General features: G+C 46.6%; 10 protein-coding genes. 9 read left to right on the top strand and 1 reads right to left on the bottom strand.

The annotated features are described in order from the left end of the window. Positions 1–90 precede the first annotated feature (90 nt). The 9 genes from dnaB to AC58QT_RS34300 all read left to right on the top strand — a co-directional run bounded on the left by dnaB (position 91) and on the right by AC58QT_RS34300 (position 12097). A complete protein-coding gene (gene dnaB, locus AC58QT_RS34340; protein WP_310499888.1) occupies positions 91–1464 on the top strand; it encodes a replicative DNA helicase in 1374 nt (457 codons plus the stop codon). A gap of 914 nt (positions 1465–2378) precedes the next feature. Next, positions 2379–3665 carry an adenylosuccinate synthase gene (locus AC58QT_RS34335; RefSeq protein ID WP_310499889.1) on the top strand — a complete coding sequence of 429 codons (1287 nt, stop codon included), beginning with the start codon at positions 2379–2381 and terminating at the stop codon, positions 3663–3665. A gap of 150 nt (positions 3666–3815) precedes the next feature. Continuing rightward, positions 3816–4496: a hypothetical protein gene (locus AC58QT_RS34330; protein WP_497412866.1), complete on the top strand. Its 681-nt coding sequence runs from the start codon at positions 3816–3818 to the stop codon at positions 4494–4496. A 329-nt stretch (positions 4497–4825) separates the two neighbouring features. Then, the gene (locus tag AC58QT_RS34325) at positions 4826–6385 is read left to right on the top strand and encodes a peptidoglycan DD-metalloendopeptidase family protein (protein WP_497412865.1); all 1560 of its coding nucleotides are present in this window, start codon (positions 4826–4828) and stop codon (positions 6383–6385) included. Between the two features lie 182 nt (positions 6386–6567). Beyond that, positions 6568–7287, top strand: a complete 720-nt coding sequence (gene yycF, locus AC58QT_RS34320; protein WP_310499892.1) for a response regulator YycF — start codon at positions 6568–6570, stop codon at positions 7285–7287. A 2-nt stretch (positions 7288–7289) separates the two neighbouring features. Then, positions 7290–9125 carry a cell wall metabolism sensor histidine kinase WalK gene (gene walK / locus AC58QT_RS34315; RefSeq protein ID WP_497412864.1) on the top strand — a complete coding sequence of 612 codons (1836 nt, stop codon included), beginning with the start codon at positions 7290–7292 and terminating at the stop codon, positions 9123–9125. Then, a complete protein-coding gene (locus tag AC58QT_RS34310) occupies positions 9122–10408 on the top strand; it encodes a YycH family regulatory protein (protein ID WP_497412863.1) in 1287 nt (428 codons plus the stop codon). Before walK ends, AC58QT_RS34310 begins: the two co-directional genes overlap by 4 nt. A gap of 30 nt (positions 10409–10438) precedes the next feature. After that, a complete protein-coding gene (yycI, locus tag AC58QT_RS34305) occupies positions 10439–11248 on the top strand; it encodes a two-component system regulatory protein YycI (RefSeq protein WP_310499895.1) in 810 nt (269 codons plus the stop codon). Between the two features lie 48 nt (positions 11249–11296). Continuing rightward, positions 11297–12097, top strand: coding sequence for an MBL fold metallo-hydrolase (locus AC58QT_RS34300; protein WP_310499896.1), 801 nt, complete (start codon positions 11297–11299; stop codon positions 12095–12097). On the opposite strand, the gene AC58QT_RS34295 is transcribed toward AC58QT_RS34300, so the two are convergent. Beyond that, positions 12066–12275 carry a hypothetical protein gene (locus tag AC58QT_RS34295; protein WP_310499897.1) on the bottom strand — a complete coding sequence of 70 codons (210 nt, stop codon included), beginning with the start codon at positions 12273–12275 and terminating at the stop codon, positions 12066–12068. The genes AC58QT_RS34300 and AC58QT_RS34295 overlap by 32 nt on opposite strands. Positions 12276–12323 lie beyond the last annotated feature (48 nt).

Genomic DNA, 12323 nt, shown 5'->3' with positions numbered 1-12323 from the left:
AACGAGAGTCCCAGTCTGGGGCTCTTCTCTCTTGTAGACATAAAACTAGTAATCTATTAAATAGTGAAAATGAAAGGCGGGCACAGTAGCATGAGCAATGGAGATAATATGTTTGTGGATCGTGTTCCGCCTCAAAATATAGAAGCAGAGCAGGCCGTCCTAGGGGCGATCCTGATTCATGGTGATGCGTTAATTACCGCGATGGAGCGGATCACGAGCGATGATTTCTATCGCGGCTCTCATCAGCGCATCTTCGAGGCGATCGTTGAGCTCGCCGAAGCGCAAGAGCCGATCGATCTCATTACGCTAACGGCGCTCCTACAAAACAAGCAACAGTTGGAAGAGATCGGCGGTGTCACGTACTTATCCGATTTAGCGAACGCGGTACCAACCGCTGCCAACATTGACTATTACGCGGCAATTGTCGAGGAGAAATCGATGCTTCGCCGTTTGATCCGTACCGCGACACAGATCGTGTCCGATGGCTACGCCAATGAGGACAATGTCGGGATGATGCTCAGCGACGCGGAGAAGAAGATCCTGGAGATCTCGCAGCGCCGCAGCTCCACGGGTTTCGTGGTAATCCGAGACGTGTTGATGGAAGTATTCGAGAAGGTTGAAAGTCTCTACTCGAACAAAGGCGGATCAACGGGAATCCCATCGGGATTCATTGATCTGGATAAGATGACGTCTGGCTTCCAGCGCTCAGACTTGATCATTCTTGCGGCGCGTCCTTCCGTAGGAAAGACCGCCTTCGCGCTGAACGTAGCGCAGAATGTCGGCGTCCGAGCCAAAGAGACCGTCGCGATCTTCTCGCTCGAGATGGGCGCCGCACAGCTCGTACAACGTATGGTCTGCGCTGAGGCGAACGTCGATGCGAATCGCATGCGTACGGGTAATCTAGAAGGAGACGACTGGGAGAAGCTGACGATGGCGATCGGTGCTTTGTCCGAGGCGAATGTATTTATCGACGATACGCCGACGATTACGGTTGCGGATATCCGCGCGAAGTGTCGGCGACTGCAGCAGGAGAAGGGCCTCGGCATGATTCTCATCGACTACTTGCAGCTCATTGCTGGCCGTGGCGGAAAAGGCGGCGACAACCGTCAGCAGGAGGTCTCTGAGATCTCTCGTACGCTGAAGCAAATTGCCCGTGAGCTGAATGTACCGGTTATCGCGCTCTCGCAGCTGAGCCGGGGCGTTGAGCAGCGGCAGGACAAGCGTCCGATGATGTCTGACCTTCGGGAATCCGGTTCCATTGAGCAAGATGCCGACATCGTAGCGTTCCTATACCGGGATGATTACTACGATAAGGAATCGGAGAAGAAGAACATTATCGAGATTATTATTGCTAAACAGCGGAATGGTCCCGTAGGAACCGTTGAGCTGGCTTTCCTTAAACAATTCAATAAGTTCGTGAATATGGATCGTAGTCATCAAGAAGCAGCAGCCGGGCAGTATTGACGGCTGCTTTTTTTCGAGTCGGGAGGGGGCGAGGCTGTGCTGAGCCAGCAATATTTGCCGTCTCGGAAGGGAAGTGATGTCGCCGCGATGCTGAGCCTGCATTTTTCGACGTCTCAGGTGGCAATACACTCAAATAGCTTGACTTAAATGAACGAGCCAGCAATATTTGCCGTCTCGGAAGGAAAGTGATGTCGCCGCGATGCTGAGCCTGCATTTTTCGACGTCTCAGGTGGCAATACGCTCAAATAGCTTGACTTAAATGAACGAGCCAGCAATATTTGACGTCTCGGAAGGAAAGTGATGTCGCCGTGTTGCTGAGCCTGCATTTTTCGACGTCTCAGGTGAAGAATCCAGTAAGATTGGACCGAATATGTATGACTTTTTCCATGCAACAGACATAAAAATAGCCCCGAAGAGGAATCTTAGGGGTAACAAAATCCATGCGAAAATGGCAAAGCCAGAGGTTTCCTTTCTTTCAGCGACAGCAATGAAAAAGTATGCGTAATTTCCGAACAATTATACATACACCCCTATAATCGTTCGTTTTTCATTGACTTTGGCATGGGGGACTGCTAAACTAAAGACGGTGAAAAAACCTTGATCGATAAGCCGGCTTCAAGCAGGTAACTCGAAATAAGGTCGTTTTTTCATGCCGAAGGGTAGGTTTCCTTCCTGCAGATCACTGCCGAAAGAGACCAGATATTCCTTTGCGGTGAGTAAGTGAGAGTTAGCTCTCTTGCTGTTGCCGCGCGTAGCAGTGAATAGAGGTAGTTGCATCACCAGAATCGCCAGAGGGAAAGTGCAATGGACGCTGAACGCTTTAGCGCTTTAATGAAGTCCAACTTTCATCTGTGGTCTTACAGCCATAACAGGCTCATTATGGGTGACTTGTCACCGTACGGAGGTAAGTGCATATGTCAACGGTTGTTGTTGTCGGTACGCAATGGGGAGATGAAGGGAAAGGTAAAATCACGGATTTCTTAGCGGAATCTGCTGAGGTTGTTGCGCGTTATCAAGGTGGTAACAATGCAGGCCACACGATCATTATTAGCGGGAAAAAGTACAAGCTAACGATGATTCCTTCCGGTATTTTTTACAAAGATAAAGCTTGTGTGATCGGGAATGGGATGGTTATTAATCCGGCTGCACTCATTGAAGAAATTAATTACATTCATGATAATGGTTTTACAACAACGAATTTGAACATCAGTGATCGCGCGCATGTCATTATGCCGTATCACTTGGTACTTGACGGTCTGGAAGAAGATCGTAAAGGCGATAGCAAAATTGGTACGACTCGCAAAGGGATCGGTCCTGCTTACATGGATAAAGCTGCTCGTAACGGTATTCGTATCGCGGATCTGATGGATGCGGAAGAGTTCGAATTGAAGCTTCGTCGTATTGTTGCTGAGAAAAATGTTTTGATCGAGCAAGTCTACGGTTCAACAGGTCTTGATGTAGAGCCAATTCTTAAAGAGTACCTCGCATACGCTGAAATCATTCGTCCATACGTGAAGGATACTTCGGTTATCCTGAATGAATATATTGACCAAGGCCGCAGAGTGTTGTTCGAAGGCGCGCAAGGCGTTATGTTGGATATCGACCAAGGCACATACCCGTATGTTACTTCTTCCAACCCAACAGCTGGTGGTGTGTGTATCGGTTCTGGTGTAGGTCCAACGAAGATTCACAACATCATCGGTGTGGCAAAAGCTTATACAACACGTGTCGGCGACGGTCCTTTCCCAACGGAATTGGATAATGAAATTGGCGCTTGGATTCGTGAAAAAGGCTTCGAGTACGGTACAGTAACAGGTCGTCCACGTCGTGTAGGCTGGTTCGACAGCGTAGTCGTACGTCACGCAAGACGTGTTAGCGGCATCACAGGCTTGTCCTTGAACTCCATCGACGTTCTGACAGGTCTAGAAACCGTCAAAATCTGCACAGGCTACATGTACCGCGGTGAGTTGATTGAGCACTACCCAGCTAGCTTGAAAGCTATCTCCGAGTGTGAAGCGGTGTATGAAGAGCTTCCAGGTTGGACAGAAGATGTTTCTGAGGCACGTACGCTCAGCGATCTTCCTGAGAACGCAAGACACTATGTTGAGCGTGTTTCCCAGCTGACAGGTATCCCAATCGCGATCTTCTCCGTAGGTCGTAACCGTGAGCAAACAAATCTAGTTCGTCCTATCTACGCTTAAATCATAGATAACCTAAACAATCCTCTAGACTGCTTTCGCAGCTTAGGGGATTTTTCTTTTGCCTATAGGGATATAATGGCAGGGTTTTCGTCCATACTGGGAAGAGAAGCTTATCTCTGTGTGAGCAATGTTAGGAGTGATATAAAGCATATGAAACTATTAACTTGGTTAAGTAAAATCGTCATAAGTACCGTCCTTATTACATCTATTACGATGTTTACAACGTGGTATGTGGTAAACATGTACGTGGAGGATATATTTCGACAGTATCAGCTACCCGCGATGGGTAAAAAGATTCAATTTGGTGAATTTGCGTCAAGATTGGCGGAAGAGCTGAATATAGTTAAGGGGAAAGACGGGGGGAAGAAGGCAGCATTAGGGGAAACACCTACAACAAAGCCAACGCCAACTCCTAATCCTAACCCGTCAGGGGCGTTTCCAAGCCCAAGTTCAAGTCCAAATCCGAATGATCAACAACCTGTAGGCGGTATTAGTTCGTCAAGCGGTGTAGACGCATCTACATCTACAACAAATCAGGACGATGCGATAGCCGTGATGGGAAGCGCTCGAACGGAGGAGAGCGAGAAGAAGGAGCTTGTCATGTCTACAGAGGATTTTGCGAAGAAGAAGGAAGCCCTCTCCAGTGATGATAAAATGAAAATATTTTCTCTTGTTGTTGCTAAGCTTCCACAGACAGAGGTGCAGACTCTCTCCGGGATCCTGGAAAATGGGATTACAACGCAAGAGCTTGATGAAGTAAATGCGACGCTTAAAAAATATTTGAACGACAAAGAGCTGGCGCAGTTAACTGATATTTTAAACAAATATTAGGTTTAGGTTAGGGGAGTTGCTGACCCATGGATCTCATCCGTAGCTTCCCTGCTAAGTTTCATGCCTTTTCGTCAATTGTTGTGAAATAAAGGCAAATGAAATTGGGAATTCGAACAAAAAACCAGACTTTTAGCGACTTCTTTTGGTGGTGGACACGAATCTATCACATGGTTATCGAGTATTTTGTTGAAATAGGCACAGAAAGTGTGTTAAATTTAACAAAAGAAAGATAGTCATAATGGATATTATGTCTAATCAAGGTTTATTTATGTATCCACAGAGTAACGATGTTACAGCACGGATGCAAAACCGTTCAAAGGGAGAAGATCATGACAGGTTTCAGGGGAATGCGTTTTGTCATGGATCTCATGAAGAGATTCACGCCTAAGCGAGAAAGCTTGACCGGAAATGAATCATTATCAGACAAGCAGCTAGAGACAGTTCAACCAGACGAAGTAACGACATCCAAGACACTAACGGTGATCAAACGATACAAATGGGCACTTTCATTAGGCGTAGGTGCTATAGCACTTACTGGAGCGATTACGTTCGCCGGACATCAATATGTAGAAGCGGGCATGGACAATGTGTATCATGTGATGCTTAACAACCAAGAAATAGGTATCGTAAGCGACAATACAATAATTGATGAATATAAAACGAACAAACCGTTAGATGTACAGAAGAATTTCCCAAGTGTTCATGTGGTGCTTAAAACAGATGGAATCACCTACACGTCTGAAAGGGCTTACAATAAGAAAACAGACGATTCTGCTGTTATTTCCACCTTGGATCAATTGCTCGTACCGCAACCAGTGGGTGTAGCCATGAAAGTGGATGGCAAGACGGTCGCGATTGTGAAAGATAAGGCTACTGCCGATCAAATTCTCAATCAAGTAAGTGAACCATTCACACCCAAAGGGAAAAACAACGAAAAAGTAGCTGCCTTATCTACCGGTCTAGGTGAGGATATATCTACTGCACCATCCGAGCTTGAAAAAGTGGAGTTCGTGCAAAAGGTCGATACAGCGGAAGTTCCCATCGATCCAACGGAGCTAGCAAAGCCTGAAGATGTCGTGAAGACATTGCAGACTGGCAATATTGCACCAGCTAAGTATACCGTTGTTGAAGGGGATTGTGTTTCTTGTATTGCGAAGAAATTAGGGATTACCAAGCAATTTATTTATGATAATAATCCAGGGATTCAAGATGATAAGCTTAAGCTGGGCAGTCAGTTAGACGTAACGGTACTGAAGCCAACTCTTTCTGTGAAAACGACGGAGAAAATCGTAAAGAATCAAGAGATTCAGTACGATACCGAGTATGTGAAGGACGATTCGATGCGCTTAGGTGTCATCCAACCGATTTCCGCAGGTAAGAATGGACTGAAGAAAGTAACGATTCAAGTGACGAAAGTCGATGGTTTGTTGACTGAAGAGCAGGTTGTGAATGAGGACATTATTGATGAGCCTGTCACGGCCAAGGTGAAAAAAGGAACGAAAGTCATTAAGGGTGAAGGTACTGGGAAGTTCGCATGGCCTGTTATTTCACCAAGCATCTCAAGTACATTCGGTTATCGTTGGGGCAAGCTACATAAAGGCGTCGACATCACAGGTAACAGAAATATTATGGCAGCAGATAATGGGAAAGTCGTTGAAACGGGCTATAAGTCAGATTACGGCAATTATATTATTATTAACCATCTGAATGGTTATGAAACACTTTATGGACATTTAAGCCAAATTACTACGAAGTCAGGCAGCATCGTCGAAAAGGGCGAAAAAATTGGAATTATGGGAAGCACAGGCGACTCTACTGGCGTGCATTTGCATTTTGAAGTTCACAGCAGTGGTAACTTAGAAAATCCTTTGAAATATTTAAATCGCTAAATAAAAATAGAGGCAAGGTCGAACCGGACAACTCGGGGGCCTTGTCTCTTTTTAGTTAAATGTATGTTAAAATGAAGAAGAGTATGTAGGAAATTACTGGCTGGAACAAGGATCTAACTCTGACAGCTGTGCGCGCAATGAGGTGTGGCAGTGTCAGTTACTTTATAGTAGGCGGTGGTCACATGTTTGGAAAAATTCTCGTGGTGGATGACGAACAACCAATTGCAGATATTTTGAAATTCAACCTGGAGAAAGAGGGCTATCAGGTCATCTGTGCGTACGATGGTGGAAGCGCTGTAGAGCTGGCGTTCTCCGAACAGCCGGATCTCATTCTCCTTGACCTTATGCTGCCTGTAAAAGATGGCATGGATGTATGCCGTGAGGTGCGCTCTAAGCTCAATACACCGATTATTATGCTGACAGCGAAGGATACGGAGCTGGACAAGGTGTTGGGCTTAGAGATGGGCGCAGACGACTATGTGACGAAGCCATTCGGCACGAGAGAGCTGCTAGCCCGTGTAAAGGCGCATCTGCGCAGACAGACGAAGGTGCAATCGACTACGAACGAGCCGGAAGCACAGCGGAACGGGATGCGCATTCATGCGTTGTTCATCGATAACGATATGTACATGGTCTACAAAGATGGAACTCCGCTGGATCTGACGCATCGGGAGTTCGAGCTTATTCAATATTTAGCCAAAAATTCAGGTAAAGTAATGACCCGTGAGCACCTGCTGCAAGCAGTGTGGGGCTTTGAATATTTCGGCGACGTACGGACTGTCGATGTGACAATTCGCCGTCTGCGCGAGAAGCTGGAGACAGATCCTAGCCGTCCGGAATACATTATGACGCGTAGGGGCCTCGGTTATTTGATGCGCAGTCCGAAAGCCGGAGGCTTCTAAAGATGAAGGGCATCCGCTTCTTTCAATCGATTCAAGCGAAGCTAATTATTATTTATGTTTTACTGATTCTGATCGCGATGCAGCTAATTGGCGTGTATTTCTATAAGACGGTAGAGACATATTTCAAAAATGACTTCTTAGCTTCCCGCAATAGTCAGGTTACGCTGCTTGCTGGCTTCGTTGAATCGTATTTGACGGGGGATCAGGAGAGCAAGAATGCGACAGAAGGTAAGAAGACGTATGCGGATTTAAATGAGTTCGTTAGCAATCTATTCTCTATTAATAATGCAGAAATCCAAATCATTGATGCGAATGGGAATGTGATTAGCACGTCGGTCGCGAGCCATTTGAAGCAAAAAAATACACAGCCAGAAGTCATTCGGGCGCTGCAAGGGATTAAGGATAATCAGCGGATTTTCACAGATGAGGATGGGTACCGGAAGGTGATTATCGCCAAGCCGGTCGGCAGCGGGGTACGTGTCTTAGGGGCCGTGTACATTATCGCCTCCATGGAAGATGTATACAAGACGATTCGCTCGATTAACCGAATCCTCATTTCCGGTACTTTGATTGCGTTGGGGCTGACAGCGATTCTGGGTGTCATTTTAACGAGTACCATTACGAATCCTATTAAAGAGATTACGAAGCAAGCAACGGCTGTAGCCGAGGGTAATTTCGATCAACAAGTCGTCATTCAAGGGACGGATGAGATCGGTCAGCTGGGACAAACCTTTAATTTCATGATGAATCGGCTGAAGGAAGCACTCTCGCTGAATGAAGAGGAGAAGGAGAAGCTCGCCTCGATTCTCACGAATATGAACGATGGCGTCATTGCTACAGACGATAGAGGACAAGTGATCGTGTTGAATCGTCGCGCGAAGCAGATCCTGCAAGTAGAAGAGGAAACAACGCTAGGTCGGGATATTGCTGAGGTTATCAGCATTCCAATCGATACGATTCGCGCTTTAGTTACTGGGCAAGTGAATACGACGCTGCTGGATATTCAGCTACCAGACGACGAGGATGAGCAATTGTCGGTTCGGATTACGTTCACGCCGATTCATAAACGTGGCGAAGGCCAGCACGGGATCATTGCGGTGCTGCAGGACGTAACGGATCAAGAGAAGCTGGAGCAAGCCAGACGGGAGTTCGTAGCGAACGTCTCTCACGAGCTGCGAACACCGCTGACGACGATCAAGAGCTATCTCGAAGCGCTCGATGACGGAGCGATCGAGGAGCCGCAGCTCGCGTCACGGTTCATCAGCGTGACACGCAGTGAAACGGAGCGGATGATCCGCTTGGTGACGGATTTGCTGCATTTGTCACGACTGGATTCGAAGCAGTCGATGATGAGTAAGTCCTCAACACTTGTCAGCGAGATGCTGGAGGAGGTTGCGGACCGGTTTTCTTTTCAGCTGCAGCAACGAAAAATTCAAATAATGTTACACGTGGAACATGGCGTAACACGCCTATTGCTTGATCGCGATAAAATTGATCAGGTCCTCGATAATTTGGTATCCAATGCGATTAAATATACAGGCGATGAAGGAACCATTCGGTTGGAAGCACGCAAAGTAGACAAAGACATGCTAGAAATATCGGTACAAGATAATGGCATGGGGATCCCGAAGAAGGATCTGTCGCGTATCTTCGACCGATTCTATCGGGTAGATAAAGCACGCTCTCGCAACATGGGAGGCACAGGACTAGGTCTGTCCATTGCCCGGGAAATAGTGAAAGCGCATGGTGGAACAATTGCTTTGGAGTCCGAGCTTGGTCAAGGAACACGCGTCCTATTTACATTGCCAATTCGGCAAGAAGAGGAGGGGGAAGTATGATAGAGAGCTTGAAAACGATCTTTCTTGTGCTGTTGATCGGGACAAGCTTGTATCAGAGCTTTATCCTTGCTTCCTACAGCCCTCCGAAGATTGAACCGATTCAGCAAAGTAATTATGTTCAGACTGAGACTTTGGGCAAGCAATCAGAGCTGTCGGATATGCTATTTCCAGATCAGCTTATTATTCACTTAGGTAATCAGCAGCATTCTGTGCTATACCCGAACAACTATTACTACACCAGATTGCTAGATAATATTAAGCAACGGAGCTTCAAAGGCTTTCGCAAAACGTCAATGTACCTAGTTAATGTAAACTGGGAAGATGTTCGAACGAAGCAGCTTGGCGTAGAGATTCGGTTCCGGGAAGGAATTCCCTTCACGATCCTGCAACAGCTATTCCGTATTGAAGGCGAAATTCCAGTTGAGAATGATAAAATTACGAAAATTTGGATTTACTCCAAGGGAACGAATGATGAGGTTCGTGCGTTCTTTTTCACGGATTCGCCGGGTGTTGGCTATGAGGTCATTGGGGCGGATTTCACGAGCAAGGACGTTGAAAATTTCGTTGCTTATGGCGAGCCAACGAACCTATACAAGACAACCAATAGCGGTGATTACTATTTGCCGTTGAAACCGCTGCACTTACCTAGCTTTTCGTTCACATATACGCAGCTTACAGCGGAGCAGCTGAAGCAGAGCTTATTCGTGGACCCTGGGATTACTCGTTATTTGAAAGAGCGAGACGGGTCGGAGATATACACTGATAGCAAGCGAGGATTCCAGCTTAATCGAGATCAACGATGGATTACGTATTTCGATCCGGTAGCACCTGCGGCTAGTAAAACAGAGGTGTTGGAAGATTTGATGGCAGGAATCAAATTCATCAATCAGCACATTGGTTGGGATGGCAGATACATGGTCGCCCGTACGCCAGAGAAACAGTTGGACAACCAGACCTTCAGGTTCCGCCAGTACTATGAATCACTTCCCATTATAACCGCGCAGCCGGATGGCTTTGGTACGATGAGAATGGACGTGCAGAAGGGTGTCATTTCCGGATTCGAGCGATCCATGGTGATTCCTGACCTGAAGTCGGGGCAGCGGCGAGAGAATGAGTTGATGTCAGGCGAGGCTGTAGAGCAACGATTACAATACTACCAGCGTCGATCCAGTATCGTTTCTATTTTTCCAGCCTATCGTCCCGTCATTTCGGATAAGACATTAACCTTAACGAGTGCATGGGCACTGGAGCTGCGGGATGGCACGTATGATTTTATTGAATAGACAGAATCACAGGGGTGGGTTGGTGAGAGTATGAATTGGAGTAGGGCCAAGACAATTTTGATTGCTTCATTTTTACTGTTGAATATGATTCTCGGCTTCCAGCTGTGGTCCACCAATCGCTCCAACCAGGGGACTTCTTTAGACCCATCCAGTACGGTAGAGGATTTGAATCGTGCGCTCCGCAACAAAAATATTCGTCTGACAGACGAGCTGCCGACAGATTCGCCTAAGCTAAAGGTCATAACCGTGAAATATGATGACAGCATCAAGCTGGGTGAGGTGAAAAAGCTCAAATCTCCCATTTACATGAGCACGTTGCTCGGAAAAGGGGCAAGTAAAGAAGCGCAGTCACTTTCGGAGATTCCGAACTTCGCCATGTATCAACTAGATTCTGTTATGAGTCAAAATGGGATCTATGTATTCTCCCAATTGTATGGCAAGGTTCCACTCTTTGATGTGACAGTCGAACTCAAAGAGAATAATGGAGAAATTACCAGTTACCGTCAAGCTTTTGTTGAAGTAGAATCAGAAGTAGAACAGACGGAGCAGAAGTTAATTTCGGCCCAATTAGCGGTCCGCAGTTTAGTGGACAATTACTTAAGCGATGGCTCGATTATTACAGAGGTTCGCTTAGGGTATCATGGACAACCTTATAATTCGCAAACACAACCGATGTTCCCACAGTGGCGGATTACGATTGATAATGGATATGTGTATTATGTGCAAGCATTCAATGGAGCAGTAGAGTCACTGCAAAAGGGCTCTGAGCCCGTACCATTTGAATCAGAAGGTGGAGTAGCTTCTCCATCTCCAGGCGATAAGAGTACGCCTAAGAAGTAGTAAGGATTAACGAATTGGCACACAGGTAGGCATAGAGGAGTAGGGAAGATGGGAATTCGATTTACGGTATTATCAAGTGGTTCTACGGGGAATGCAACGGTTGTCGATAACGGTGAGGTTAAGCTGTTGATCGACGTAGGCTTCAGTGCGAAGAAGATGGAGCTGCTCATGAAGGAGCGGGAGCTCGCGGCGAGCAGTATAGATGGCATTTTGGTCACACACGAGCATTCTGATCATATTAAAGGGTTGGGTGCGTTCGCTCGTAAGTATGATGTGCCGATTTATGCGAATGAGAAGACGTGGGTAGAGCTAGATCGCCAAATTGGCGTCATTGCTGAAGGGAACAAGCGCGTGATGGACACGGGCGGCGTAGAGGAGTTTGGAACGCTCAAAGTGGAATCCTTCGGGATTTCACATGATGCGGCGGAGCCGGTTGGTTACGTCTTTTATGAAGGGGAACAAAAGTTAAGTGTAGTGACGGACCTCGGCTATATGAGCGAAAAGGTGAAGGAAAAGATCTCAGATTCCGATGCCTTGGTCCTGGAAACCAATCATGATGTCGACATGCTGCGCGTGGGTCATTATCCATGGAGCATTAAACGACGCATTCTTGGAGACAAGGGACATTTATCCAACGAAGCCGCAGGGGAAGCACTCTGTGATATCATGACGAATAAGACGAAATCTGTCTATATGGCGCACCTTAGCCGTGATCATAACTTAATGGATTTGGCCAGGCTAACCGTGAATAATATAGTACAAGAGCGGGCGCCAGAGGCGAAACAGCTGCGGCTGATGGATACGTATTTTGACCGTTCTACGAAATGGGATGTATTGGATTCGGAGTAAGCGCTGCGTCAAGCTCCTGGGATTTGAGCTGAAGCTCTTGTGCGGTAATGAGACCTTTATCAATCAATACTTGAATGAGAGATGAGAGAACGAGGGACTGGTGATAGTGGCTTTCCTTGAGGTCAGCTAGCTTACCGATCATGTTAATTTCTTCAAAATGAGAAGGAATACGGTTCATCTTGGCATTCTCCTTTAAATAAGGTCTATTAAAAATTTGCTATCACTC

It is taken from the genome of Paenibacillus sp. J31R109, assembly GCF_059692055.1.
The sequence above is the reverse complement of the archived record's forward strand: the minus strand, read 5'-3'. Positions and strand labels throughout refer to the sequence as shown.

Coding starts and splice junctions, on each gene's coding strand:
- dnaB (WP_310499888.1), top strand. CDS start 91: ATGAGCAATGGAGATAATATGTTTGTGGATCGTGTTCCGCCTCAAAAT.
- AC58QT_RS34335 (WP_310499889.1), top strand. CDS start 2,379: ATGTCAACGGTTGTTGTTGTCGGTACGCAATGGGGAGATGAAGGGAAA.
- AC58QT_RS34330 (WP_497412866.1), top strand. CDS start 3,816: ATGAAACTATTAACTTGGTTAAGTAAAATCGTCATAAGTACCGTCCTT.
- AC58QT_RS34325 (WP_497412865.1), top strand. CDS start 4,826: ATGACAGGTTTCAGGGGAATGCGTTTTGTCATGGATCTCATGAAGAGA.
- yycF (WP_310499892.1), top strand. CDS start 6,568: ATGTTTGGAAAAATTCTCGTGGTGGATGACGAACAACCAATTGCAGAT.
- walK (WP_497412864.1), top strand. CDS start 7,290: ATGAAGGGCATCCGCTTCTTTCAATCGATTCAAGCGAAGCTAATTATT.
- AC58QT_RS34310 (WP_497412863.1), top strand. CDS start 9,122: ATGATAGAGAGCTTGAAAACGATCTTTCTTGTGCTGTTGATCGGGACA.
- yycI (WP_310499895.1), top strand. CDS start 10,439: ATGAATTGGAGTAGGGCCAAGACAATTTTGATTGCTTCATTTTTACTG.
- AC58QT_RS34300 (WP_310499896.1), top strand. CDS start 11,297: ATGGGAATTCGATTTACGGTATTATCAAGTGGTTCTACGGGGAATGCA.
- AC58QT_RS34295 (WP_310499897.1), bottom strand. CDS start 12,275: ATGAACCGTATTCCTTCTCATTTTGAAGAAATTAACATGATCGGTAAG.